We start from the raw sequence: 23,081 nt of genomic DNA, 5'->3' as shown, positions 1-23,081 counted from the left end.
ACAATATTTCCAAACAGAAAGGAGGATCTCACTTGAACCATCCCTCTTCGCTATAGGTGCTTTGGTGTGAGGTTTACGATGGTTTCGGTCAAGCAAGAGCCTTTATGTTTAAACATACTGACAAATTTTTTTGTTTCAATTATGGATATAACAGATCTATGGAGGTTTAAAAGATCATGAGCGATTTTTTTAAGGAAGCCAGCTGGGAAAAAGCGTGGAAAGAAGATCCCGACACCTATATAAACAGGTCCAAACAGGCCGGCATCGACCCTTCTCGAGACTTTGATCATAAAGCCAAGGCTTTCCATGAGCAGTCATTTAGCCCGGAGGGAAGAAAACGAACGAATCGGATCCTGAACTGGATTGAGGGACAAGGGGTATCATTTAAGAATGCCTCTGTGCTGGACATCGGCGCCGCATCGGGCGTATTTACGGTGCCGTTTGCAGAGCGGGGAGCCCGTGTAACGGCCGTCGAGTCCTCTCCTCCACAAGTTGAATTGCTGAAGGAAAACATAGCCAAGTTTGATGAAGGCCAAATGAAGATTATCCCCGTACCGTTTGAGGAAATCGACGTTCAAGCCAATGGCTTGAGCCAGGCTTTCGATCTCGTCTTCGTTTCGATGTGCCCGGTCATTCGCGACTGGGAGAGCGTAGAGAAAGTGCTCCAATGTGCCCGAAAATTCTGTTATATCAGTCTGCCTGTTTCTTCCGCAGAACATAGTCTGGTCAATGAAATTTGGCCGCTCGTCACCGGCGAACCTTACAAGTCCAAACCAGCGGAAATGGGATATTTGCTCCATTTGCTGTATCTCAAAGGCTATTCCTATGAGTCCCTGGTCACCCGGGAAACGAAAACGGTGGAGATGTCGAAGGAAGAAGCGCTGCAGGAGATGATGAGCTGGCTTCGCAGACATGGTCTTCCTGTCGATGAGCGCAACCAAACAATCGTTGCAGACTATCTGAACCAGGCATATCCGTCTGGACAAGTATCCTTCCAACAGGGCGGTCGTTTTGGCAAGGTACTGATTCGACTGCAGGATCAGAACATGTATACCAGAGAGATTTGAGTAGGGAAATTAAGAATTGAAAGGAAGATAACGATGGCAATTCAGCATGCAACAGACGCGACGTTTAAAAAAATGATGCAGACAGAAGGCGTAACAGTCGTGAATTTTTGGGCATCATGGTGCGGTCCTTGTAAAATATTTGCTCCCATTCTGGAGGATTTTGAAAGGGAAACAAGCGGTTCGGTTAACGTGATTAAAGTGAATGTAGATGAGAACCCGGTGACCTCTTCCCAATTTCAGATTATGAGCATACCAACCACCCTTATATTCAAAGATGGCAAGCTCGTTTACCAGGAATCGGGGATTCTGCCGAAACAAATTTTGAAGGAGCTCACAGCTTAAACATAAATCAAGGCAGCAAAACAAAGCCGGAATTCCTTCAACGGGAATCTCCGGCTTTTGCTTATCGTTCAATCTTGTACTTGAAGGTGGCCGATCTATCGCCGATTCTGAATCCAAAGGTTTACTGCAAATGAATACCCGTGACCTTCCAGTCGCCTTTACGGACGTACACGTCAACTTTCCTGTCGTCTAGGGTTGTCACATAATAATATTCCGAATCACGATTCATCCCTTGGATGTCGGATGTTCTCTTGCATTGAATCGTCGGGCTTAGGCGTGCCATAAACTGATATGTCTGTTCATTTTGCGAAAGGGACTTGATTTGATCAACAGCGTGGTTAGCAATGATCGTGTTCAATTGCTTTTCAAGAGATACTCGTCCTCTGGTTTGGGGATTATTGTATTCGATCAAAATAAAGAACAACAACAAAGCGATCCCGATACACGCAAGTGCAAAGATGCCTTTCTTAAGATTCAAGCGTACTCCCCTTTCCATGCAGTGAAGCTCATTCAGGAGCCCGGCCCTGACGCTTTGAAATTGGTAAAGCTACATTTCAATCTCACAGCCGTCAAAGGAGCGGCCATCCGCGATCATTTTCACCGCCTCTGTTATTGCATTTTTCTGAAAATCATTCAGTTTACGTTCATCACCATCCCAATCCTGCAGCCACCAGAAGAAGGAACATATATTTCGGTAATCCATAAACAAGGGAATCCGCTGAATCCAATGAGAGTCCAGCTGATGATGCTTGGAGTACCCTGCAAGAAAATCATCCAAAAATCTCCGGGCAAATTCATTTTTTGACTTCCGGTCTTCTCCAGGGGACCCCCACCAAACCGCATGTGCTGCCGCAATGGCAATGTCCAGTGCATACCAGCCATAAATGCAATCGTCAAAATCAAATACGGTAATCGTATCCCCGTCGATCATGAAATTGTAGGGATGAAAGTCATTGTGAATCAGCCCATAAGCATTTTCCTCCCGAGGGAGCGAATCGATTTGATCTTCAAGGCTTTGTAATTTATCGAGAAGCACCCTGTACTTCCCATGCTGCAAATTCGGATTGCTGAACTCGCTCTTGCTCCAATGATCTCTATGCCTGCCCTTCACCACAGGTATATAGGACTTCGAATGCTTGTGCATCTTCCCCATGGTTTCTCCCCATGTATGATAGATGTTTGTCCCCCATAAGTGAGGGTTGCCTTTATCGAAAAATTTTCCCGGTGCCATGCGAAAAACAGCAGCAATAAAACATTGCCCGTCTTCTTCATACAAGGCGGTTAACTGTTGATCCTTCGTTAAGACCGGCAGAGAGGCGTTCACGCCATGGTGTACCAAATCGTGAACCCATTCCAATTCGGCGTGTATTTTTTCTGCGTAGGCGAGAGGCTTAACCGATATCCGCAGGAAATAAAATTCATTGTTTTTCGAAAACCGGTAAACCTCATTCGTTGAATGGCTAACAAACTCCAGCGTATTCACATCAAAGTCAAACGATGCGGCCGCTTTGGACAAAATATCCGCTGTGACCATTTGAAACCTCCGTGTCTTCATGTTTGCGAACCGAGGTACTGCCCGCTATGGATATCATTATTATTTCTGTAACAGGAGTCCCTGAAAATAGGGCTCACCCTCTTTTAAAGGAACGGTTTGAAAGCTGATTTCCTTGAAATATTGCCCCGTTAGCGCTCGGACGGAACGATCTGAATAAGAAGCGAAAAAACGTTTTGGCTCACACCAGTCGTTTTCCCAAACTCCCTCGGAATCATTACCACCATATAACCCCATATAAAATAATCCATCAGGCTTCATCACTCGTTTGATTTCCGACAGCACGCCGCCTATTTCATTTTTAGGCACATGCAGCAGACAGTTTAAGGCGTAGACAGCATCAAACGAATCGTCCTCAAATGTTAGATGATAGAAATCCATCACATACGCCTGCAGCCCCCTTTCTCTGCAGTAACGCACCATTTCACTGGATAAATCAATGCTGGTTACCTTTAGACCATGATCTTTAAAGTATAGGCTGTCTATCCCTGTCCCGGCACCGATTTCCAGAAGTTTCCTTTGACCTGAATTCTGCAGGCGGGTAAGAAACCTGTCCCTCTCGATCACCTTCCAATCCGCCGGATGCGCGTTTGCTCTTCGGTGTGAATCGATATCATACGACTTCGCCAGATTTGTTTTATCCATGTCTTTATCCCGCCTTATTCACGATTTAAACCCTGCAGCTCATCCAATACAAATCGTCCGTTCTCCCGGACCAAGACGTCATCAAACCAAAGCCGGCCCCCGCCCCACTCCCCGCAGTGATTCAGCACGATATCCCAGTGGATGGAGGACAGATTGGCATGTTCTTTTCGTCAAACGCTTTACTTTCTTACTCGTATCAGTTGGCGCTCTTTCCACTCAAAATTGTCCCCCAATTGGAAAGTGGACAAATCAATTATAAGATCATCTTGGTTAGGCAAGTCCCAGGATCGATCAAATCCGTAATCCGTGCATGAGTACAGCTCCAGCTCTTCACCAATCTCTAAATGACGTCCCATATACTCGAACAGCTCGGTTATGCATTTTCTACTGCATTGGTAGTATTCAGGCGAAGACAGCTTCTTCTCGTCATTCATTTCGAAAGATCCTCCATCAGGGTCTACCTGATAAATGTATGGCTGCCGGAACGGGCACGTAGCGTCTACTGATTTCATAGGACCCGCTACATACAAGCCGGCTGCATCTAATTCCGTTTCAAAGATATCCATCAGCTGATCCCCCTCCGGGTCCTTTTCCAGTAGCGCTTGCATAACAATCTGATCTTTCGCCGAAGGGTTCACTTTTTCAATATAATCCCGAATGGTCATTACCGTTTTGTTCTTACCGAAGGAGCCGGTAGGAAGCCCACGGCTTGAAGCGATATAGTATTGTTGGGTCATGAGGCTTACTCCTCGAATTCATTTGGAAGGTCGTCAGTTAATCCGAAATGATGGGCAATAATATGTACGATTCTTTTGGAGGCGAGCCCGTCACCAAATGGGTTTCTCGCATTTGCCATCTGTTGATAGAGATCCGGGTCCGTTAATAGTTGATTAGCTATGTTAAAAATAGAATCCTCTTGGGTTCCGGACAGGTGAACGGCATTCGCCGCAACAGCCTCTGGCCGTTCTGTAGTATCTCGCATCAGGATCAACGGCTTATTAAAAACGGGTGTTTCTTCTTGAAGTCCGCCTGAATCGCTTAATACAAGATGAGAACGGGATAACAGATTGATCATATCAGGGTATTCAATGGGATCAAGCAAATGGATCCGATCATGACCGGACAGCATAGAAAATGCGGTATCTTGGACATATGGACTCAAGTGAACCGGATAAACGATATGTACATCTCGATGTTCATCAGCCACACGTCGGATCGCCTTGAACATTTGCTGCATGGATTCTCCATAATTTTCACGGCGGTGAGCCGTTACAGTAATCAATCTTCCTTGAAGTTGGACAAGATCGTTTAATTGTTCATTATGAAATTTATAATCAGCTTTGTTGGTTTGAATTGCTGCATCGACGGCAGTTTGACCGGTAATAAAAATATGTTCGGAATCATAACCCTCTCTATTCAAATTGTTCTTGCTAACAGATGTCGGCGCAAATAGTAAATCTGTAATAACATCGACAATTCTGCGATTTACTTCTTCGGGCCAAGGCGAATATTTTTGATGAGAACGTAAGCCTGCTTCGACATGCCCAACCGGTATTTTATGAAAGAACGCTGCCAAACTGCCACACATGGCGGTTTGCGTATCGCCATGAACCAGTATCATGTCAGGCTTGTCCTCATTTATGATGTTGTCGAGGCCAACAATCGCAGCCGAAGTTAAGTAAGCCAGTGATTGATTTTCTTTCATCAAAGCCAAGTCGACATCGGGTTGAATATTAAAATGTGAAAGAGCTTGAGATAATTGTTCTCGGTGCTGGCCGGTAACAACCACCTTCGTCTCAAACCATTCATGATGATGGCGCAATTCTTGAATCACCGGGCACATTTTCGTCGCTTCAGGCCGAGTGCCGAATATAATCATTATTTTTTTCTTCATTGTCGATTCTCTCCTTTGGTAAATCCATTCTCTGCCACGATTTTATACCGTTTCCATAATATTACTTCGTTGCGAAGCACCACATCTCCTTTTGTTCAGGAATGACTCCCTTTATAACCCAAACAGGCCGCCGTTGTTCGGCAGCCTGTAGCTTGTTTCACCTGGTGTGTATTATTGTGCTTATTCGTCCAACGCCTTCAAAATTTGATTCGCATAATCATCCCACACTGCTTTGCCGGTGTTGATTTCCATTGCAGGAATGAGCGATTGTTTCATACATGTGCGCAGCCTTTCCTGATCCTCAACAAACTTGCAGCAAGCTTCGTCTGCAGACGGATGATTCGCCATGACATAGGACCGCCAGGCATCACCTCGGCTTTCAACAAATCGGGTCGGAACAGCTTCCGGAGACAAGGTCAAAAGAACGCATTTTGCATTGAGACTCAGCAATCGCTGTTCCAAAGCTTCGATTTTAGTATGATCTGCGAATGCCGCACGATGATTAAGATGAAATCTCTCCAAGATGAAAAAAATTCCGTTAGACGGTTTCGTTTGACCCAGAGATTCAATCCAACCGTGCAGCTGTTCAAGATAAGCGATATGCTGATTCAACAGCTGGATGTGTTCATTTTGATCCAAGGACCTCAGCACGCCGTGATCGGAATGCAGGATTTGCGAATAATGTTCACTTAGCGCGATCATCGTTCGCTCGGCATGCGAACTTAAACTATGTACTCTTTTTATTGCAGATAATACGGATGTTTTCCCTGTTGTGGATAAGCCTTCGAGTATGATGCCCCGAATCAAGCCGTTCACCTCTTTCGATAACCATTCGATACGGTAGGTAAGAGCCGGTCTGCCGGACCGGCCCCATGCAACCGTTTACCAGATCTCAATCATCGCGCTTCAGCTGGTGACTTCCAGCCGCCCTTTAAAAAACAATTCGGAAGGCTCGGTTGTATCCATTTCGCCGTCCAAGATTCGTTTTACATCAGCCAGTGTATCATAAAGCGTCAACCATTCACCCGGTTTCTTAGTATAGGGCTCGGATACGTAGAAAGGCTGTGCAAGATAAGCTTCGAGCCTTTCACCACGTTGGTACAGCTGTAAATCACTATCGGAAATTTTTTCCGCGCCCAGTGCGGTTACCAGCGATCTCAGTTCTCTGTAACGGCGGAGCAGTTTCCGTGCCGCTTGCTGGGTGGTCAGATGTACGGCATCCAGATGCGCTCCCTCCAGAACGGTCGAGGTCGACCCGATCGGATCAATAGCCGGATAAATGCCTCTGCTGATTAGATCGGTGTCAAATCTCCATAGGGTGTCCAAAGGTCCATACGCATTATCGTCGTCAGCCGCTTCACACTTAATATCTACAAGGGCGATCGTGATGGGCCGGGCTCCAACCTCTTTAAGACGATCTCGCAAGGATAATAACTCGCCGGATAAAACTTTGCTCCGATCAACGCCGAGGAGGATATCTTTTTCCCCGCGCAGCTGCACAATTTGCTGATAAACGTCCTCTTTGGCCGAATGGGAAAACTCGGATTGCTCCTGAACCAGCTCGACGCCCGAAATGTCCGATTGCGGGTCCCAGAACACGGTTGCGAATCCCCGTTTCTTCATGCGGAGCATCAGCTCTGCGAGCATAACGAGCTGCCCCATGTTCGGCCGTGCCACAAATCCAACCGTTCCCCCGCGAACTACCGGGGCGAGCAAATCCAACGCTTTTACACCTGTCTCGATCATACGAACACCACTCCCTCTAATAATGAGTTCATCAAGACTGCATCCCGCCAAAGAAGCAAGAGCCACCAACGTTCTTACTTCAGCGCGGCCGACGGGGATTTTCCCTGTACACAGATTGGAAACCGTCGCCGCTCTTAGACCAGCCTCCCGTGCCGCCGTCGTTAGATTGGGTACGCGTCGGCGCAGCAGCGGAACGTTAAGCTGTAACTCCTCATCCATTTTTTAGCACCTCCTTACTTTGTATAGTAATTTATTTTACTCTATAGCGCAATAGATAATGAGGAAAAATTTGTGATTGTGTGTTACCTTGCACCAAAGAAATATTTAAAGGCTCAACATTTGAGTGAAAACTGAGGACTTTTAAAAACAAATTTGAAACTCACCCATCCACCGGCAGCCGACTGCACGCAAAAAAAGCCACCTTTATTTGAAATCAGGGTGGCTTTACGCATCCATATGCTTCAGTACGTGACATTAGCTTTCCTTTGGTCGATTAGCCTTCTTTTGGCCGGTGGGTTTTCGTAAATTGTTCAAAAAACGGCGTAGTATCCCGGGCGGCCATCGTCGTTTCACTGCCCGTGGTCCATCCGATTTCTGCCCTCCAGCTGCCGAGCATTCCCTGGTGCAGCAACGCCTCTTCGCTGACCTCCACGGATCGGTCCGCATAAGGCGCTACATACAAAGCATCAACTGGACAATACGCTTCGCACATAAAGCATGTCTGGCAGTCTTCCTGCCTGGCGATCACAAGCTGTCCATCCTGCATATCAAACACGTTGGTTGGACAGACCTTTACGCAAATGGAACAACCGATGCACCGCTCCCCGCTGACCAGCTCGATCATAAGACCATCCCCTCCTTCGGCGTGAGTTCGGACGCATGAGGGACTTTTTCCGCCCGGATGTGAATCCTATCGACTCCCGACACCAGAAGGCGGTGGGTCTGACGGGGATCCAACTGGGGGTATTCCGCAAAGGCATGCAGCCCGCGGCTCTCTTTGCGCGCAAGGGCGGCCGAGTACATCCATCTCGCCGTAGCCACCATGCCTGCCGCTTCCCGGGCACGCACACGATGACGGTGATCGTCAGATACGCTGTCATGCAAAAAAGGAACAAGCCCGTGCAAACGCTCGAGAGACGCCCTGATGACCGGTTCGCTGCGAAAAAAGTTAATCGACAAGGGGAACACCTCGTGCTGAACGGCCGAGATGATTTGCGGGACGTCCATCAGCCGGTCGGCGTCGGAGTGCTGCACCAAACCGTATCGTCCTGCAGGCGTCAGATCCCGCTTACAAGCATCCTTGGATTGGGATAATGCATACTCCGCAGCACCTTCGCCCGCCCAGTTTCCGCTGCATATCGCCCAGGAAGCGTTATACGCTCCTCCGCCTGAAATGGCGCCCGTTACTTTCTCCCGCGAGGCGGCATCGCCTGCTGCATATAAACCCGGAACGCTCGTAAGGCATTCGTTCCCAGTGAGCCGCAGCCCGCCCGTCCCGCGCATCGTCCCTTCGTACCGGAGCGTGAGCGGAAACTTATCTCGGAACGGATCGATGCCCGCGCGCTCGAGCGGCATAAAGAAGATCGGATGCGCGTGACGAAGAAATCGCCGCTTCTCCTCTGTGTCGGCCAAATTGATCGAAGCGTACACCGGTCCTTTCAGGAGATGCTGCTGCATACTGCCGAAGGCGCGGTCTCCCCGGCCGATCACGCGTCCTTCTTGATCATAGAGCGTAGACCAAGCCAGCATTCTCCCCCGGGTCACACTGCCAAAGGCGGCGCTCGGCGCATATTGGCGGCTGAATTCCATCCCGGAAAGCTCGGCTCCCGTTTCGGCGGCCATAAGCAATCCCTCGCCGGTAAGTACGTTGCAGCCCAATCCATTGCTCAGAAACGCGCAGCCGCCGGTAGCCAGAACGACCGCATTGGAGCGTACTTCCCATTCTTGGCCCGTCAGCCGGTTCACGCCTCTTGCTCCCCCGACGCCATTCGCATCGTGCAGCAGCTCCAGCGCAGGGGACTGATCCAATATACGCACACCGGCCTGCCGGACCGCCCGGCGCATCAGCTTCATATATTCGGGGCCGTGCAAATGCGTGCGGAGCGGATCCCCGTTATGATCTTTCGGAAAGGGATATCCCCATTCTCCTACTTTCTCCAAATAGGTCTCCACCTCATCCAGAACCCGGTGAATCCAGGCATTCTCCGACAGGTAGCCGCCTGCCTTGAGCCTGCTCTGCACGGCATCTTCCCGCAGCTCGGCAACGGGAGGAATCACCAGCAGGGTTGTTCCTCCAGGTGCCGTCGCACCGCTGCTGCCCAAGAAGCCTTTATCCGCAAGCACAACCCTCGCTCCCTTGGACGCGGCTCTCCATGCCGCCCAAGCGCCAGCTGGCCCGCCACCAAGAACCAGTACATCCGTGGTTAATTGAATATCCATGTTGGGTGCCATCCGCTGCAATCCCCCCTGTCGTCCTGAACGTGGTTATTTCAGCACCCAGTCGTTTAGATCAAAATCTTTTTTCGCAAGCTTCTCTTGAACCAGAAAATCTTTCGTTCCTTCGATCAACTTTAAGCCGTCATCGGTAAACGGCGTATCCTTGATCTCGCTGATCGGGCTGATCTTCTTGATAACTTCCGGAGTCGTTCCCTGCGCATCCGCGACAAATTGGTAGTACTCGTCTTCGTGCTGCTTTAAGTCATCCAGCGCCTTTTTGCGCGCTTCGTTCCATATTTTCGGAAAGTCGGGGAATTTGGCCAGAAAAGCGTCCGACACGACGGTAGCACTCGTACCGATCAGATCGGGATGTTTGGTGGCATCGTCAAGCAGCGGATAACCTTCGTCAATCTGCTTCATCGCCTGCACGCCGTTGTTGGTCAACGCGTCGACATCCCCCCTTGCCAAAGCAGCCTGCGCATCGGGAATCAGCATGTGAACCAGCTTATAATCCTTTACGCCCTCCTGCTTGAGCAGGCCAACGACATAGCGGTGCATAAAAGATCCCTTTTGAATGGCAATCGTTTTGCCTTCCAAATCTTTGATGGACTTAGCTCCGCCTTTTTTGGCAAACAAGTCGCCGATGGAATAGGTCGCTGGCTGGGAAATCAAACGTGTTTTCGCACCGGAGGCGTAAGCGATGATCGCCGGTGTATCGCCAAGGCTGCCCGCGTCCAGCCGGCCGCTGACTAATGATTCCGTTTGGTCGGGTCCGTTAGGGAAGCCGGTCAGGTTCACCTGCGTAATCCCATGCTTCTTCAGCTCCTCCTGAATAATCCCTTTATGGAATCCCCAGCCTTCAGCTCCGCTTGACGGCACATTTAATTTATTGATCCCGATGTAGCCATAATTGAGCACCGTCGGCTTATCCGCGGCAGCTTCGGCAGCATCCCCGGTGCGCTTGGACGGCGAGCAGCCCTGAACCACGATGACGGCTAGCAGACCTGCAAGAATGACAGCTGACTTCCAAAAGCGGCCGTGTTTGGTGTTTTTATGATGCGTTGTCTTCATGATTGGCTCCCCCACTTCAGTCGATAATTAAAATCCGCTTCGCTTCGACAGCTGATACATATATTCGTGACTGGCGACAGGCTTGCGGCCTTTCCCCCAGCCAACCTTCTCCCGGTATCCTCCCATTAGACCTTGTTCTGACAGCTCGCTTTCCGTGACACCGATGACCGACTCGGATTCCGGAGCGACATACAAGGCGTCGACAGGGCAGTACAGCTCGCACATAAAACAGGTCTGGCAATCGCTTTGCCGGGCGATCACGGGAATCCCGTCAGCAACGCGATCGAATACGTTGGTAGGACATACGGACACGCATTGATTGCAGGCAATGCATTTGCTTTCACTGATAACTTCAATCAATGGACGACGACCTCCTTACGGACTTGTTCCGGACGAACCCACAATTGGTCCAATCCGCCAGTGATCAGGCGGTAGTGCTGATTGTCGTCCATCCCGGCAAAATCGCTGCGCTTATGCATGCCCCTGGATTCCGTCCGGGCCAAGGCGGATGTGTACATCCAACGGGCCGTTGCCGTCATGGCGGCCGCTTCCCTTGCTTTGACGCCATCCACCGTGTGCTCAATAGCCTGTTCCCGCTGCTCGTTCCATAAGCCGTTCAGCCTGTTCAAAGACTGGGTCATCACCTCACCGGTCCGGAACAGGTTGCGGTCATAAGGTTTGACCTCATCCTGAACGGCCTGCACCCATTCCGCTGCCCGGCTTGGTTTAACGCTGCCCTTGCCTTCCTCCACGATGGGCTGGGTAGACTTTCGCTCTAAATTGCGGCTTCCATCATGGGCACCCAGCTTCTTGACGTAGGCCGCCGCACCTTCTCCGGCGAAGGAGCCGGAGGACATAGCCCAAGCCGCATTGTGGCTCCCTCCCCCGGTAAACCCGCCGCAAATCAGCTCCCGGGTAGCGGCATCGCCCGCCGCATAGAGCCCGGGCACATCGGTTGCGCAGAGCTCATCCGCCAGCCGGATGCCGCCGGTACCACGGACCGTCCCTTCCAGGCGAAGCGTAACCGGGAACGGGTCCGTAAACGGATCGATGCCGCGGCGGTCGAACGGCAAGAAGAAGTTGGTCTGGCCCACCCGGAGCAGCGGCTTCAAGTGCTCTGGCGCCTGATCCAGGACGGCAAAGACCTGCCGGCCTTCCATAAGATTACGAGCAATCACGGAACGCCCCCGCTTGGAACCGGCGCCTTCAACAATCGTGCCGTCTTCATAATAGAAGCTGGCATAGCTGTAATAAGCCGTCTTCGTCACGGACGAGAATGTCGGGCAAATCGCGTAAGCGTTGGAAAATTCCATGCCGGACAAATTTGCCCCGGCCTCAGCGGCCATTAGATATCCGTCGCCTGTGAGGACGTTGCAGCCGAGCGCTTTGCTGAGAAAGGCGCAGCCGCCTGTGGCGATCACAACCGCTCCGGCCTCCACCGTCCACGGAATACCCGTCTGCGTATTGACTCCTGCAGCACCTCCCACGCCATGCTCGTCGGCCAGCAGCTCCAGCGCCGGGCTGTGGTCCAGAATCGTCACGCCCGCCTTCCTGACGACCTTGCGCATGAGGCGCATATATTCGGGCCCCTGCAGGCTGCGCCGGTGCTGATTGCCCTCATCATCCAGCGGGAACGGATACCCCCAGCCTGCGAGCTGATTCATATTGGCATAGGTGCGGTCGAGCACCCGGTTCATCCAGCGGTGTTCCGCCAGTCTTCCGCCCATGTCATAGCGGCTGGCTTTGGCTTCTTCCCTCAGCCGTTCATCCGGCTTCACATACCACACTCCCGTGCCTGAAGGCGCCGTTGCCCCGCTGGATCCGCAATACCCTTTATCGGCAAGCACCACTCTGGCTCCCTTGGCGGCTGCCGTAACGGCGGCCCAAGTGCCCGCCGGTCCCCCGCCGATCACCAATACGTCCGTTTTCAAATGCTGCGCCTGTTCCTGAATTGCCATTTGCCACGCCTCCTATATTTTCGGAATTGGATTTAACCACGATAGGAATCACGCCAATGAAGCCACCTGCGCTCCAGCAGGCGAACCAGCGAATCGATCAGCTTGCCTACAACCGCGAAAATCAGAATGCCGACAAAAATAACCGGGGTATCCGAGTTTTGCTTGGCTTCATTGATCATAAAACCGATCCCGGCCGTAGAACCTACGAGTTCCGCAACGACAAGGCTGATCCACGATACAGCCAGCGACAATCTGACGCCAAGCAGGATGCTCGGCAGTGCCCCAGGAACAATCAGCCGCGTGAACCGTTGATACGGCTTGAATTCGAGGACCCTGCCCACTTCGAACCATTTACCGTCCACTTGGCGAATCCCAGCGTATGTATTGATATACATGGGAAAAAAAGAACCGGAAATGATGATGGCAATCTTGGAGGTTTCGCCAAAGCCAAACCACAATATGATCAAGGGTGCGATGGCCAAATGTGGAACCAGCCGCAGCACCTGGATGCTGGGATCGAGCAAATACTCCGCCTTGCGGAACATACCGGTAAAACATCCAAACACCAGTCCAAGCAGGCCTCCGATCGCAAATCCGAGGAGCGTGCGCTGTATACTCACTCCAATCTGGTAGGTAAGATCACCCGAGGCAATAAGATGAATCAACGATTTCAGAATGACCCACGGCGTCGGCATGAATTCGGGCGATATCCAGCCTGCGACGCCTGCCCATTGCCATAACACCACCACCATAACCGGTATAATAGATGCCCATAACAGATCGGCCCACCATCTCTTGGAGCTCCTCGGCTGCCTGTTCGTTTGAACGATATCCGCTGTAACCTTAACTGCATCCTCCCCACCCGCGGGATTTGAATGTGGAGGTGAATGGATACCAAGATCTTGTTTAACCGTTGTTTGGGGAATCGGTATTTCGCTTTGCAGGCTCATTTGAATACCTCCTTACCTGGAATAGCTTTCCTTCCATCTTAACAACCTGCGCTCCCCCAGCCGAACGATATAATCCGTAATGAGTCCCGCGGCCGCAAAAACGATAATGCCTACGAAAACGACCGGCGTATCGGCAAACTGGCGGGCATCGGACATCATATAACCGACCCCGGAAGTCGAAGCGATCAATTCGGCTACCACCAGACCCAGCCACGATAACCCGATCGATAACCGGGTTCCAAGGAGAATGTTAGGAAGCGCCGCCGGGATCACCAGCCTTCTGATCTGCTGGATGCGGCTGTACCCGAGTACACGGATCACTTCGAACCATTTGTTATCCACATTACGGATACCGAGATAAGTATTGATATAGAGTGGGAAGAAGGCCCCTTTGGCGATCAACAGAATTTTGGATTCCTCGCCAATTCCGAACCAAAGAATAAACAGCGGCACGACAGCAAGGCTCGGAATCATGCGGATCATTTGAAGCGTAGGATCAAACATCTTTTCGACTTTCGCAAACAGACCGACCAGTATTCCGAACAAGAGTCCCAAGCTCCCCCCGAGCGCAAATCCTGCAAGTGCCCGCACGGCGCTGATCCGGAAATGATCCCATAAATCACCGGATTGAGCGAGACCGACAAAGGCCTTCAGAATCACAAGAGGCGTCGGGAACAACAAATCGGATATATACCCCAGCTGTCCGAAGATCTGCCACAAAACAAGAACAGTTCCCGGCAGAATCAGTCCCAGCCCGAGAAGCTTCCACCTTCCGAGGCCCGCTCTCAGGGATGGTCCTGCTGCTGAAATTTCATGACTCATACAATCACCTGCCTTCCTGACATGAGTACAAGATTTTTATATACCTGCCCCATCCGTAAGCTCTAACTCATCCAGGGAATCCAGCAGTTTAAGCACGCGGAGCCGAAGCTCTTGAAAGGATGAAGTCGTTTTCTTCCGGGGATAGGGAAGATCGATCGGCACGATGCTCTTGATTTGACCCGGCCGCGGCTTGAGAATGACGACCCGGTTGGCCAGAAATACAGCTTCATCAATGTCATGGGTGACAAAAATCATCGTCGTCTGATTTCTGCGCCAAATGTCCAGCAGCACATCCTGCATATGCGCCCTGGTGAACGCGTCCAATGCGCCAAACGGTTCATCCAGCAGCAGCACCCGGGGATTACGCAGCAGCGCCCTTGCGATCGCCACCCGTTGGGCCATCCCTCCGGACAGCTCTTTGGGATAGGCTTTTTCAAAGCCCCCAAGTTTGACCAGTTCGATGAGTTCATCGACCTTGCGCCTAACCCCGGGATCACGCAGTGACAGATCCGCGGCAATATTTTTCTCCACCGTCAGCCAAGGAAATAGACGATGCTCCTGAAAAATAAATCCTTTGTCGATTCCCGGTCCCGTAATGTTCTGGCCGCCAAGTGTAATGGTGCCGGAATACTGTCCGTCCAGCCCGGCGATGATGCGCAGCAGCGTGCTTTTCCCGCAGCCGCTCGGACCGATGACCGTGATGAACTCTCCTTCCCGGATGTTCAAATCCACTTTGTGCAGTGCTTCAACACGTCCTTTGGCTGTTTCAAAGCTTTTACTCAGCGCCGTGATGTTTAGCAAAGTCTCCGCCATATGCTCTGCCTCCCTTTAGAAATCAAATGATGCGACAAGCCAAATTGATATTTTCCTACCCGTTTACTTGGATATATGACAGCACTTTATCATTCTAAATCCGATTCAACAAGTAGGGATTAATAAATTCAATTGCTAATTCAAAATTCTGATCCACTCTTTTTAGCGGGGTATACAAAATCTCCAGTTAGGTCGTATGATAGTACGGTAGATTGGTTTTCAGTAATGGAGGTTGTCATCATGATCATCCGAGAAATCGAGGAAAAAGACAATAAGCCGGTCGAGCAGCTAATCCGGACATGCTTGATTGAGTTTGGTGCGAACAAGCCCGGAACCGCCTGGGCCGACCCCGATTTAGGTAACTTTTATCACGTATATCGCCCTGAAGGATCAAAATATTGGGTGGCCGAAGATGAGGGCCGTATTGCCGCCGGATGCGGCATTGGACCTGTGCCAGGTTTCCCGCACATTTGCGAGCTGCAGAAAATGTACGCCTGCCAAGAAGCCAGGGGAACGGGGATCGCGGCGGAGCTGCTGCGGGTTGCGCTCGATTTTGCCAAAGAGCATTACGAGCAGTGCTACCTGGAAACATTCCACAACATGACGGCGGCCAACAAATTTTATCTCAAGCACGGGTTTGTTCCGATGGACAAGCCGCTGAGCGCGACCGAACATTTTGCCTGTGACGCCTGGTATATCAAGACGCTGTGAACAGCAAAAAAGCACCCCGCAGGGTGCTTTCATTCGTTTTACACGATCGGCTTTTCCATCACATAATCGTCCATGACAAAACCGTTTCCGATATCGGCCACTTGCGTGCGCACGGTTTTAAACCCTTTTTTCTCATAGACCGCAATCGTCGAGTCGTTATGCCGGTTCACGGTAAGCCAAATGGCGCTTAAGCTCCGGTCTTTGCATAGAGTTGTCAGAAACTCCATAGCCCGGCTTGCGTACCCATGCCCCCTGTACTCCTTGGCAATGTACAATTTGCTCAGGAACAGCTTGCCCTCTTCCTGCTTGACTCCGATATATCCAGCATGAGCCCCGTCAACATTGATAAAGAAATACTCGTTTCCTTGATGTTGAATTTGGTCGGTTATCGCGGGAACCGATTGAATTTTGTCGACCATGTACTTGATTTGATCCCGTGTAATGATGCGGATAAAGTATTCGTGCCAAATCCCATAGGCCAGATCAGCCAGTGCCGCAATCTCCTCTTCGGTGTTTACTTGAGTTAACATAACTTCCACTCACGCTGCCCCCTCATTCACAGTGCTTAAAGCTGCTGCCATTCTAGCACATCCGATCTTCTCGTGACAAACGTGGGCGTGTTATACACCGCACCGATCTCTATTCGGAGGGATACTGCTTGACCCTTACCGTTAGACCCTCTAAGTCAAGTCTGGGAAAACCCGTTAATGCATACTCCTCACCGTATAATTCGACACCGCTTTCAATCCATTCGGCATCTTGCTCCGAACTGCGGAACAAGACCTCGACGGCAGAACCTGCAGTTAACATGATACCCGTGTTTCCGATGGCATACTGTCCATCAGCGGTCTTTATCAAGGCACCTTGGGCAATCACGCGTGCCCCAATACCTTGAATCAGGCGGCGGACGGCGGATAGCTCGTCTTCCACTTTGGCGAATGTCGAACACAGATACATATCGTCCGGATCAGCCGGGTCAAAATGGTCACTCCACGTGCCGTCAATCTGCCGAAGGCCATGGGTAATTTCTTTCAGATGGGCTTCCAAGTTTAATAGTTCCTGTAGCATCGTATCCTTTGTCATGCGAACCCCTTATCCATAAAATATTTATTGACGCTGTCTCACCAAAAACGTTTTCTGAACATGACAAGCCCGGCAAGCAACCGCAGCAAGCCTGAGAGCTAAACGATTCGGTAATCGCTTACAAAAACGGTTTGAACCGAACGCACCATTCATGATATGGTACTCAAGTATGCTCCACTAAACTATAATAAAGTTTGTAACAAGTAAACAGGAATTTTCACATTCATAAGCCTGTAATCCGGCTTGCAATAACTAATGATGACTGAATTTCTTTATTACAACTATGCTTATTATAAAAGTAAACCATTTTTAGAATCCATAGAGCAACTAAATATTATTTGTAATTATTAAATATAGTTTTCATCATGCCGTCCGAATGTGGATAAAACGGAACAAGGGGGATTCCGCATGGATTTGAAAAGGCTGCAAAATCTCGTTCCAGACGTTGTTTTCTTCGTGGACAGGCGCTGTTTCCCACAATGGGAAATTATTCGCCAGACGATCAATTTTCAGGATTTGACGTTTGTTGTCGAAGGGAAATCCAATTATTTTATTAATGGCGTTAAATATACGGTGGAAGCCGGGGATGTGATTTATATACCCGTTGGCAGCGTTCGCGAAGCTTACACCTTTACGGACTGTCCCATGCACTCTTACGCATTCAACTTCAAATGGCTTGCTCCCGGCAGATCGGAAGCGCTTCCACTTCAGACCGTTACGAAAAACCTCATCACGAGCGAAATCCTGGGTTACATCAAGCAGTTCACCCAGGTGTGGATGCGCAAGCATCCGGGCTATATCATGCATGCAAGAGCGCTGTTTATGCTTATAGTCCATCATGTCCTCATCACCAATACCTACCGCAGCGCCGGACATCACCCTGTTGATCCACGCGTCAACAAGGTGCTCGAATATATTATCGACCATTATCCGGAGGATCTGCATTTAAGTGGGATGGCGGATATCGTCAACCTGAACCCCGTTTATTTCGGCAAATTGTTCAAACAAGTCACAGGATATTCCTTCAAGGAATATGTGAACCAGATCCGGATTAATCAAGCGGAAATGCTCTTATCCACCGGAGGCTTCACCGTGACCCAGGTTGCGGACCGCTGCGGATTCCATGATATATCGTATTTCAGCAACGTATTTAAGTCGATCAAAGGATATCCTCCTTCAGCCGTTTCGAAGTCATGACAAAGGTCAGAAATCCGGAATGCTGAACCGCCTCCTGGGTGGAATATATTACCTCTGTCCCCCCCGGTTTCTCCACTAAATAAACGAGTGCATGGTACCGATATATTGGTTATTCCAATCCGAGAGGGTGCACAAACGTGAAATCAAAGAAGATATTTAGATTCCGGAGTTTAATGGCGCTGAGCACGCTGCTGCTGGCCGTTCTGTTCGTCGTCGTGATCAGCGCTCAAACGTGGATCTCCTATAATGAGCAGAAAAGTCTGTTCCAGGAACGGTTTGAAGGGCTCGGAAGCGTTCTTGAGTCCCAGCTGGATACCAATATAAGCCAAGTGAAGCAGATTGCCAAAGCGGTAGCTAATCATGAGCCGACGGATACGGAGCCTTTTCAGGTCATTCGCAGTCAGCTGAAGGCGATGGTTAGCAAAGACCAAGGCATTGGCAACGCCTATATTCTGACTACAGAAAAAATGGAACGCAACGGTAACAGAGCCGTTATGAATTTGCAGGGCCCGGATGATCAAATGCTGCAGCCGGGAACGGAATACGTGATGCCTGCTTATTTTGAACATGCTTTTGATCAGACGATAAAAGAAGGCTCGGCCGTAACCGTTCCTTACGACGACGAGTTGGGGACCTGGGTGACCTATCTTTCAGCCGTGACAGATGAACAAGGGAACATCGTCTCGGTCTTCGGCATCGATTTCGACTATGACGGAATTCAGACGCGCCTCTCCGAAATCCTTTGGACAAGCCTGGCGGGTGGAGCCGTGTTCCTCGTCGCAGCCATCATTATCGTATCGGTTGCTGTCCGATATGCCCTTAAACCCCTTCGCCGACTGGCGGAAGTGTCCCAATTGGCTGCCGAAGGCGATTTGACCGTCAGTATCCCGGTCAAAAGCAGAAACGAGATCGGCCAAGCGGCAGATGCGTTTAATAGTATGGTTTCGAGTTTGCGTGAGCTGGCTGGCAATGTTCAGCATACTTCCCGCGAAGTTACCGATGAAGCCAAGCTGATGCAGGAAAGTGCCCAGCAAACGGCGCAGGCCACTAACGAAATTACCGAAGCGATCAGCCAGGTCGCGGCCGATTCGGAGACGCAGCTTCATAGCTCGACGGAATGCCAGCGGGCCATGTCTGAAATGGCCGTGGGCATCCAGCGCATCGCCGAGTCCTCCAGCGTTGTCTCGGATCTTGCTGCGAATACGACCGAGCGCGCGGTTGAAGGCGAATCCGTCATGAAGAAATCACTGGAGCAGATGCAGACGATTGAGAACAATTTGTCTGATCCCGTTGGAACCATGCGGGAGCTGGAAGAGCTGAGTCGGCAAATCGGGGGAATTCTGGCCCTCATTGCGGATGTGGCCAACCAGACGAACCTGCTGGCCCTTAACGCTTCCATCGAAGCGGCCCGGGCTGGCGAGCACGGCCGCGGATTTGCTGTGGTCGCCCAGCAAATCCGCAAGCTTGCAGAGCAGTCGAAAAATTCGTCCGAGCAGGTGAAAGAAATCCTCGAAGGCATCGGAGACCGGACGAATGAGGCGGTAGCTTCCCTCCAGCGTTCTTCCGACGAGGCCCGCATGGGTACGCAGATCGCGCTGCAGGCCGGCGACAGTTTCCGGGCCATCGTGCAGGCCATCCGCGAAGTATCCGCCCAGGTCCAGGAAGTATCTGCCGCTTCGGAGCAGATGTCCGCGGGCAGCGAGGAAATTGCGGCTTCGCTGGAAGAGCTGGAGCGCATCACCACCTCCTCCGCCATGCAAACACAGCGCGTTGCGGCTTCTTCCGAGGAGCAGCTCGCATCGATGGAAGAAATCGCGAGCTCTTCCGAGCAGCTTCTGACGATGGCGCGCAACCTGTCGCAAATCATCAGCAAGTTCCGGGTATAACTCGAATCATCTGCAAAAAGGGTAAGCCTAATGGCTTACCCTTTTTTAACGGAGATGTCGTGCCCTGCTGACCCCCGTTTCTATTTCCCCAATCCCTATTCCACCTTAAAATGATCTGCACAAAAAAGCTGCGACAGTTCGCAGTTATAGATTATTGATTCAAATGATTCAATCTCTAGGACTCAAAAGGATAAAATTCGTTCCATGATTCGTACCAGCATACCTAGAGCATTCTCAGCAAAGTAGACCGAGTGATCGATCAGCCGCCCGAAGCAGGAAATCAGAATGATAAAAAGCATGACGTAAAGTGCGATATTTAGTAGATGGTTTTCTTGTTTGTCTTCCATTACGGTTCACCTTCACTTTCCCTTTCCTTATTTAATCAAAGTATACATGTGAACCGGCTTGCCACCTATTGATTTCACTTACACCTATCTTACAGACTTGTAAGTTCCGGGGATGATCCGTTACCTACAAAGTTGAAAATTTAGCTGCATTTAACCGACTTGCCCTTCGTTTCTGTGATATATTGAGGTTAAAGCTGGAAGTCCAAATCATGCAGTGGAGAATAGGAGGACGTAAAGCGTGACCACATTTCCTCAGATCACAGACGATGAGCGAATCAGGCGGCTGCAGCATCCCGGAAGACCGGTAAGAATCGTTTTGGATACGGACACCTTTAACGAAATCGATGATCAGTTCGCTGTCATCTATGCCATGAAATCAGGCACCAGCGTTACTGTTGAGGCCTTGTATGCCGCGCCTTTTTACAACGAACTGTCGGAAAGCCCATTGGACGGTATGGAAAAAAGCTACCAGGAGATCTTGAAAATCCGGCAGCTTGCCCAGCGGGAGGATATCCCCGTTCACCGGGGATCAGCGAGCTATCTTCCCGGCGCTGATGTGCCTGTGGACAGCGATGCGGCACGGGATTTGGTCCAACGGGCTCTGGCCTCTTCACCGGACGATCCGCTGTATGTCGTTGCGATCGGAGCCATCACGAATGTGGCCTCGGCCATTCTGCTGGAACCGGAGATTATCAACCGGATCGTCGTCGTATGGCTGGGCGGCCATTCGCTGCATTGGCCGGATACGCGCGAGTTCAACCTCGCGCAGGATCTGCATGGCTCAAGGCTGCTGCTCGGCTGCGGTGTCCCTCTTGTTCTCGTCCCATGCATGGGAACAGCATCTCATCTCCTGACGACCCTCTCGGAACTGGAAACCCATATGAAGCATAAGGGAGTATTGGGACAATATCTCTATGACACGTACCGGAATTGTTCGCCGGATCATTACGCGTATTCCCGCGTCATTTGGGACATCTCTGTCATCGCCTGGCTGGCTGTTCCGGAAGCCTGCCCCAGCATTTGGGTTCCCAGCCCGCGAATTTCCGAAGATTTCCGTTGGGTGAATGACCCTACGCGGCATCAGATCCGTTATATTTACCATGTGAACCGGGATGCCGTATTCCGCGATCTGTTCAACAAGATTGCCGAAGTGAAGTAATTTCTTATGAGCTGCTGCTCCCTTGATAGGAAGTAGTCGGCTCTTTTTTTGAAATATATGAAAGTACATGTATCCGGGACTTGACTGCCTCTGGTCACAAGATTCGCCAGAAAAACACCTGCTAAATGCGGTCTGGCTCCGTTGAATGTACATTGTACAAAGATTTTCTGATAATTCGACAAAAATCTTGATTAATTTCCGGAATTCTGTTTAATTATAGTTGATTAACGATTGTGTATGGGGGTGACCATTCCAATTTGAATAAGGAAATGATTCTTTCTGCAGCTGAAACGAATACAGAAATTACGATTCATCTGGTGAGCGGAGAGTTCTATACCGGAGTTTGCCATAGAACCGACGACCCCCGGACATTCGTTATCGTTTCTAATGACCGTAAACCTGTCATCGTCCCCTTTTGGACCGTCAAACGCGTTCAATGGGTTCATTCATAAAGACTCTGCCAGCATGACTGGCGGAGTCTTTCTTTCATATGATTGAATTCATCAATTTTCAGCGATGCTGAATGAATCCCTCTGCTTCCTCAATCCGCAGAAATAACGGGCGCTCGTCAGGTGTACGGTTGGGAGCATGGAGGGTCAATACAAGCTTACCGTCAAACCTCCGGAATACCATGCCATGTCCTCCGTCATTCCGATACAGTGCTTCCGGCTGATGTATCCATGGTCCGGTGACGCCCCCTGTCGCCGAGCGCGCAACACCCAGCGCATACCGGTTGTCGATAAAGCTGGCCCACAGCATGTATATATGGCCGGATTCGCCGCGGAACAAAAAGGGGCCGTCCGTGACATAATTGACCGTTTCCTTATATCGCGGCGACTCGTAGGGCGTCGTCCACGGCGCTTCAGATGCCCGAAACAGCGTGATTGGTTCTCCGGCCGGCTCGGATAAATCGCTGCTCAATCGCATCGCACACACTTCACCGTCCCCGACCTGCTGCCATTCGTGGCAGAAGATCATCCATGGCTGCCCTTCTGGGTCCATAAATAGGCTCCCATCCAGTGAACTCCAGGCTTCCGGAGTGACAGGGCCGCTGCTGTGAGGCATGAATGGCCCCAGCGGACCGGGTGACGACAGAACTGACGTGCCAAGACGCCCGTTGTCGCGCCGGCGAAACGTGGCAAACATATAGAATTTATCGTGCAATGCATAAACCTCAGGCGCCCAAAAATTCGTATCGGAATAAAAATCGGCTCCGGGCCTGAATACAGGGTACGGCCCGTCCCAATCCTCCAGATCGTTGCTGATATAGGCGTCGAATCCGGTTCCACGCCCCCAAATGTTAGCATCCGTACTCCCGTATAAATAATATCTGCCTTCCTCTGGGAGGGGTAATACAAACGGGTCCCGAATCTGAATCTCTTTCCTTTTCATGGCAAGACCT

General features: G+C 50.6%; 24 protein-coding genes. 6 read left to right on the top strand and 18 right to left on the bottom strand.

Going from position 1 to position 23,081, the window contains the following annotated elements:
• Positions 1-176: 176 nt before the first annotated feature.
• Together KI379_RS11650 and trxA are read left to right on the top strand one after the other, a co-directional pair.
• Positions 177-1,067, top strand: coding sequence for a class I SAM-dependent methyltransferase (locus KI379_RS11650; RefSeq protein ID WP_212983653.1), 891 nt, complete (start codon positions 177-179; stop codon positions 1,065-1,067).
• Positions 1,068-1,100: 33 nt separating this feature from the next.
• Positions 1,101-1,409: a thioredoxin gene (trxA, locus tag KI379_RS11645; protein WP_089547138.1), complete on the top strand. Its 309-nt coding sequence runs from the start codon at positions 1,101-1,103 to the stop codon at positions 1,407-1,409.
• Positions 1,410-1,530: 121 nt separating this feature from the next.
• Here trxA and KI379_RS11640 read toward each other — a convergent pair whose 3' ends face one another.
• From KI379_RS11640 to KI379_RS11570, 15 genes are all read right to left on the bottom strand, one after another.
• A complete protein-coding gene (locus KI379_RS11640; RefSeq protein WP_212983652.1) occupies positions 1,531-1,887 on the bottom strand; it encodes a hypothetical protein in 357 nt (118 codons plus the stop codon).
• Between the two features lie 69 nt (positions 1,888-1,956).
• Positions 1,957-2,943, bottom strand: a complete 987-nt coding sequence (locus KI379_RS11635; protein ID WP_212983651.1) for a phosphotransferase enzyme family protein — start codon at positions 2,941-2,943, stop codon at positions 1,957-1,959.
• A gap of 60 nt (positions 2,944-3,003) precedes the next feature.
• Positions 3,004-3,606 carry a class I SAM-dependent methyltransferase gene (locus tag KI379_RS11630; RefSeq protein ID WP_212983650.1) on the bottom strand — a complete coding sequence of 201 codons (603 nt, stop codon included), beginning with the start codon at positions 3,604-3,606 and terminating at the stop codon, positions 3,004-3,006.
• A gap of 179 nt (positions 3,607-3,785) precedes the next feature.
• Positions 3,786-4,343, bottom strand: coding sequence for a hypothetical protein (locus tag KI379_RS11625; RefSeq protein WP_212983649.1), 558 nt, complete (start codon positions 4,341-4,343; stop codon positions 3,786-3,788).
• A gap of 5 nt (positions 4,344-4,348) precedes the next feature.
• The gene (gene wecB, locus KI379_RS11620; RefSeq protein WP_212983648.1) at positions 4,349-5,500 is read right to left on the bottom strand and encodes a non-hydrolyzing UDP-N-acetylglucosamine 2-epimerase; all 1,152 of its coding nucleotides are present in this window, start codon (positions 5,498-5,500) and stop codon (positions 4,349-4,351) included.
• Between the two features lie 180 nt (positions 5,501-5,680).
• On the bottom strand, positions 5,681-6,307 hold the full coding sequence (locus KI379_RS11615) for a hypothetical protein (protein WP_212983647.1): 627 nt from the start codon (positions 6,305-6,307) through the stop codon (positions 5,681-5,683).
• A 99-nt stretch (positions 6,308-6,406) separates the two neighbouring features.
• The gene (locus tag KI379_RS11610) at positions 6,407-7,465 is read right to left on the bottom strand and encodes an ATP synthase beta subunit C-terminal domain-containing protein (protein ID WP_212983646.1); all 1,059 of its coding nucleotides are present in this window, start codon (positions 7,463-7,465) and stop codon (positions 6,407-6,409) included.
• A gap of 274 nt (positions 7,466-7,739) precedes the next feature.
• A complete protein-coding gene (locus tag KI379_RS11605) occupies positions 7,740-8,090 on the bottom strand; it encodes a 4Fe-4S binding protein (RefSeq protein ID WP_089547131.1) in 351 nt (116 codons plus the stop codon).
• Positions 8,087-9,697 carry an FAD-dependent oxidoreductase gene (locus KI379_RS11600; protein ID WP_212983645.1) on the bottom strand — a complete coding sequence of 537 codons (1,611 nt, stop codon included), beginning with the start codon at positions 9,695-9,697 and terminating at the stop codon, positions 8,087-8,089. The genes KI379_RS11605 and KI379_RS11600 overlap by 4 nt, the downstream gene beginning before the upstream one ends.
• A gap of 33 nt (positions 9,698-9,730) precedes the next feature.
• Positions 9,731-10,753 (bottom strand): ABC transporter substrate-binding protein, encoded by a 1,023-nt coding sequence (locus tag KI379_RS11595; protein WP_212983644.1) that lies wholly within the window; start codon positions 10,751-10,753, stop codon positions 9,731-9,733.
• Positions 10,754-10,780: 27 nt separating this feature from the next.
• Positions 10,781-11,113 (bottom strand): 4Fe-4S dicluster domain-containing protein, encoded by a 333-nt coding sequence (locus tag KI379_RS11590; RefSeq protein WP_076166160.1) that lies wholly within the window; start codon positions 11,111-11,113, stop codon positions 10,781-10,783.
• Entirely contained in the window at positions 11,110-12,711 is a 1,602-nt protein-coding gene (locus KI379_RS11585) for an FAD-dependent oxidoreductase (protein WP_212983643.1), read from the bottom strand. The genes KI379_RS11590 and KI379_RS11585 overlap by 4 nt, the downstream gene beginning before the upstream one ends.
• Positions 12,712-12,743: 32 nt before the next feature.
• Positions 12,744-13,661 (bottom strand): ABC transporter permease, encoded by a 918-nt coding sequence (locus KI379_RS11580; protein ID WP_212983642.1) that lies wholly within the window; start codon positions 13,659-13,661, stop codon positions 12,744-12,746.
• 12 nt (positions 13,662-13,673) lie between these two features.
• Positions 13,674-14,483 carry an ABC transporter permease gene (locus KI379_RS11575; protein ID WP_212983641.1) on the bottom strand — a complete coding sequence of 270 codons (810 nt, stop codon included), beginning with the start codon at positions 14,481-14,483 and terminating at the stop codon, positions 13,674-13,676.
• 36 nt (positions 14,484-14,519) lie between these two features.
• Positions 14,520-15,296 (bottom strand): ABC transporter ATP-binding protein, encoded by a 777-nt coding sequence (locus tag KI379_RS11570; RefSeq protein ID WP_212983640.1) that lies wholly within the window; start codon positions 15,294-15,296, stop codon positions 14,520-14,522.
• 240 nt (positions 15,297-15,536) lie between these two features.
• Here KI379_RS11570 and KI379_RS11565 point away from each other — a divergent pair, with 240 nt between their 5' ends.
• Positions 15,537-16,007 (top strand): GNAT family N-acetyltransferase, encoded by a 471-nt coding sequence (locus KI379_RS11565; protein WP_076166176.1) that lies wholly within the window; start codon positions 15,537-15,539, stop codon positions 16,005-16,007.
• Positions 16,008-16,045: 38 nt separating this feature from the next.
• Here the strand turns inward: KI379_RS11565 and KI379_RS11560 are convergent, their stop codons facing one another.
• Together KI379_RS11560 and KI379_RS11555 are read right to left on the bottom strand one after the other, a co-directional pair.
• Positions 16,046-16,537 carry a GNAT family N-acetyltransferase gene (locus KI379_RS11560; RefSeq protein WP_306433686.1) on the bottom strand — a complete coding sequence of 164 codons (492 nt, stop codon included), beginning with the start codon at positions 16,535-16,537 and terminating at the stop codon, positions 16,046-16,048.
• Positions 16,538-16,646: 109 nt separating this feature from the next.
• Positions 16,647-17,090 (bottom strand): DUF5348 domain-containing protein, encoded by a 444-nt coding sequence (locus tag KI379_RS11555; RefSeq protein WP_212983638.1) that lies wholly within the window; start codon positions 17,088-17,090, stop codon positions 16,647-16,649.
• A 408-nt stretch (positions 17,091-17,498) separates the two neighbouring features.
• Between KI379_RS11555 and KI379_RS11550 the strand changes: the two genes are divergently transcribed.
• The 3 genes from KI379_RS11550 (at position 17,499) to KI379_RS11540 (ending at position 21,679) form a co-directional block, all read left to right on the top strand.
• Entirely contained in the window at positions 17,499-18,287 is a 789-nt protein-coding gene (locus KI379_RS11550) for an AraC family transcriptional regulator (RefSeq protein WP_179231958.1), read from the top strand.
• Positions 18,288-18,424: 137 nt separating this feature from the next.
• Complete coding sequence (locus KI379_RS11545; protein WP_212983637.1) at positions 18,425-20,173, top strand: methyl-accepting chemotaxis protein; 1,749 nt, start codon at positions 18,425-18,427, stop codon at positions 20,171-20,173.
• Positions 20,174-20,758: 585 nt separating this feature from the next.
• Entirely contained in the window at positions 20,759-21,679 is a 921-nt protein-coding gene (locus KI379_RS11540; protein WP_212983636.1) for a nucleoside hydrolase, read from the top strand.
• Positions 21,680-22,189: 510 nt separating this feature from the next.
• Here KI379_RS11540 and KI379_RS11535 read toward each other — a convergent pair.
• On the bottom strand, positions 22,190-23,071 hold the full coding sequence (locus tag KI379_RS11535; protein WP_212983635.1) for a glycoside hydrolase family 43 protein: 882 nt from the start codon (positions 23,069-23,071) through the stop codon (positions 22,190-22,192).
• Positions 23,072-23,081 lie beyond the last annotated feature (10 nt).

Source organism: Paenibacillus cineris, assembly GCF_018333335.1.
Lineage (GTDB): Bacteria > Bacillota > Bacilli > Paenibacillales > Paenibacillaceae > Paenibacillus_AQ > Paenibacillus_AQ favisporus.
The sequence above is the reverse complement of the archived record's forward strand: the minus strand, read 5'-3'. Positions and strand labels throughout refer to the sequence as shown.

What these genes read in the sequence shown, in the direction of transcription:
- KI379_RS11650 (WP_212983653.1), top strand. Translation starts at nt 177, where the DNA reads ATGAGCGATTTTTTTAAGGAAGCCAGCTGGGAAAAAGCGTGGAAAGAA.
- trxA (WP_089547138.1), top strand. Translation starts at nt 1,101, where the DNA reads ATGGCAATTCAGCATGCAACAGACGCGACGTTTAAAAAAATGATGCAG.
- KI379_RS11635 (WP_212983651.1), bottom strand. Translation starts at nt 2,943, where the DNA reads ATGGTCACAGCGGATATTTTGTCCAAAGCGGCCGCATCGTTTGACTTT.
- KI379_RS11630 (WP_212983650.1), bottom strand. Translation starts at nt 3,606, where the DNA reads ATGGATAAAACAAATCTGGCGAAGTCGTATGATATCGATTCACACCGA.
- KI379_RS11625 (WP_212983649.1), bottom strand. Translation starts at nt 4,343, where the DNA reads ATGACCCAACAATACTATATCGCTTCAAGCCGTGGGCTTCCTACCGGC.
- wecB (WP_212983648.1), bottom strand. Translation starts at nt 5,500, where the DNA reads ATGAAGAAAAAAATAATGATTATATTCGGCACTCGGCCTGAAGCGACG.
- KI379_RS11610 (WP_212983646.1), bottom strand. Translation starts at nt 7,465, where the DNA reads ATGGATGAGGAGTTACAGCTTAACGTTCCGCTGCTGCGCCGACGCGTA.
- KI379_RS11605 (WP_089547131.1), bottom strand. Translation starts at nt 8,090, where the DNA reads ATGATCGAGCTGGTCAGCGGGGAGCGGTGCATCGGTTGTTCCATTTGC.
- KI379_RS11600 (WP_212983645.1), bottom strand. Translation starts at nt 9,697, where the DNA reads ATGGCACCCAACATGGATATTCAATTAACCACGGATGTACTGGTTCTT.
- KI379_RS11595 (WP_212983644.1), bottom strand. Translation starts at nt 10,753, where the DNA reads ATGAAGACAACGCATCATAAAAACACCAAACACGGCCGCTTTTGGAAG.
- KI379_RS11585 (WP_212983643.1), bottom strand. Translation starts at nt 12,711, where the DNA reads ATGGCAATTCAGGAACAGGCGCAGCATTTGAAAACGGACGTATTGGTG.
- KI379_RS11580 (WP_212983642.1), bottom strand. Translation starts at nt 13,661, where the DNA reads ATGAGCCTGCAAAGCGAAATACCGATTCCCCAAACAACGGTTAAACAA.
- KI379_RS11575 (WP_212983641.1), bottom strand. Translation starts at nt 14,483, where the DNA reads ATGAGTCATGAAATTTCAGCAGCAGGACCATCCCTGAGAGCGGGCCTC.
- KI379_RS11570 (WP_212983640.1), bottom strand. Translation starts at nt 15,296, where the DNA reads ATGGCGGAGACTTTGCTAAACATCACGGCGCTGAGTAAAAGCTTTGAA.
- KI379_RS11565 (WP_076166176.1), top strand. Translation starts at nt 15,537, where the DNA reads ATGATCATCCGAGAAATCGAGGAAAAAGACAATAAGCCGGTCGAGCAG.
- KI379_RS11560 (WP_306433686.1), bottom strand. Translation starts at nt 16,537, where the DNA reads ATGTTAACTCAAGTAAACACCGAAGAGGAGATTGCGGCACTGGCTGAT.
- KI379_RS11555 (WP_212983638.1), bottom strand. Translation starts at nt 17,090, where the DNA reads ATGACAAAGGATACGATGCTACAGGAACTATTAAACTTGGAAGCCCAT.
- KI379_RS11550 (WP_179231958.1), top strand. Translation starts at nt 17,499, where the DNA reads ATGGATTTGAAAAGGCTGCAAAATCTCGTTCCAGACGTTGTTTTCTTC.
- KI379_RS11535 (WP_212983635.1), bottom strand. Translation starts at nt 23,071, where the DNA reads ATGAAAAGGAAAGAGATTCAGATTCGGGACCCGTTTGTATTACCCCTC.